Origin of the sequence: Sphingomonas sp. DC4900 (genome assembly GCF_049896485.1) — a bacterium.
Taxonomy (GTDB): domain Bacteria; phylum Pseudomonadota; class Alphaproteobacteria; order Sphingomonadales; family Sphingomonadaceae; genus Sphingomonas; species Sphingomonas aquatilis.
In genome coordinates this window covers 1-1,329 of record NZ_JAFCUK010000042.1, presented here as the reverse complement: position 1 = coordinate 1,329, position 1,329 = coordinate 1, and the positions used below count along the sequence as shown (strand labels likewise).

Genomic DNA, 1,329 nt, shown 5'->3' with positions numbered 1-1,329 from the left:
GCCCATTCGTTGGCGAGCAGCTTGGTGAGGCCGCCGATCCCCGACTTCGACGCGGTATAGCTCGGCACGCGGATGCCGCCCTGGAAGGTCAGCATCGAGGCGATGTTGATGATCCGCCCCCTGCCCTTTGCGATCATGTGGCGCCCCGACGCCTGGCAGAGGAAGAACACCGACTTCAGATTGGTGTCGACCACCGCGTCCCAATCCGCTTCGGTGAAGTCGACCGCATCGGCGCGGCGGATGATGCCGGCATTGTTGACCAGAATGTCGAGCCCGCCCAGCCCCACCACCGTCTCGTCGACGATGCGCTGTACCGGCTCGATGCTCGACAGGTCAGCCGACACGATCAGCGCCCGGCGGCCAAGGTCGCGGATCGCCTGTGCAGTGTCCTCGGCCGGGGTGCGCCCGACCAGCGCGACATCGGCGCCCGCTTGCGCGAGCGCGATCGCGATCGCCTGCCCGATGCCGGTGTTCGCACCGGTCACGACCGCCACGCGGCCCGAAAGATCGAAGGGGTTCATCGTTATGCTCCTCCCCTCCCTGGAAGGGAGGGGCCGGGGGTGGGTGGGGTCCGGGGATACGGTGGCCGACAGTGCTCGCCCGTCCGTACTGCGAGCACGCCACCCCTCCCCTGTCAGGGGAGGGAGGATCGGCTTACGCCAGCTGGCAGATATCCAGCACGGTCATGTCGGTATAATCCTGGTTCTCGCCCGCCATCGCCCAGATGAAGGCATAGGCCTTGGTCCCGGCGCCCATGTGGATCGACCAGGGCGGGCTGATCACCGCTTCCTCGTTCTGCATGACGATGTGACGCGTCGCTTCACCTTCGCCCATGAAGTGCATGACGCGGTCGGTGTCGAGATTGTCGAGCTCGAAGTAGAAATAGATCTCACTGCGCCGATCATGGATGTGCGGCGGCATCGTGTTCCACACGCTGCCCGGCTTCAGCACGGTGAGGCCCATCACCAGCTGCGCGCTGTCGCAGATGCCGGGGATGACGAGCTGGAAGATCGTGCGCTCGTTCGATTCGGCGAGGCTACCGCGCTCGAGCGCATTGGCGTCGGCGATGCCGAGTTTGCGCGTGGTATACGCCTGATGCGCCGGACACGAGGCGAGGTAGAAGCGCGCGCCATCGCCCGAAAACTGGACGTCCTTCGCGCCCATCGTAACGTAGAGGCAGTCCTTGTTGCCGAGCTCGAACATCTCGCCATCGACCGTGACTTTGCCGTCGACCTTGCCGACGTTAACGATCGCCATCTCGCGGCGTTCGAGGAAGGGGTGGCCCGCCGCCGACGCCGGCTCGGTCTGGTCGGGCAGCTTGACGCTGCC

General features: G+C 65.7%; 2 protein-coding genes. Both read right to left on the bottom strand.

What is annotated here, in order from left to right; translation table 11 throughout:
• A partial coding sequence (locus ACP690_RS18035) for an SDR family NAD(P)-dependent oxidoreductase (RefSeq protein ID WP_426261898.1) occupies positions 1-521 on the bottom strand: 521 nt, incomplete at its 3' end.
• 133 nt (positions 522-654) lie between these two features.
• On the bottom strand, positions 655-1,329 hold a 675-nt coding region (gene kduI, locus ACP690_RS18030; RefSeq protein WP_426261897.1), incomplete at its 5' end, for a 5-dehydro-4-deoxy-D-glucuronate isomerase.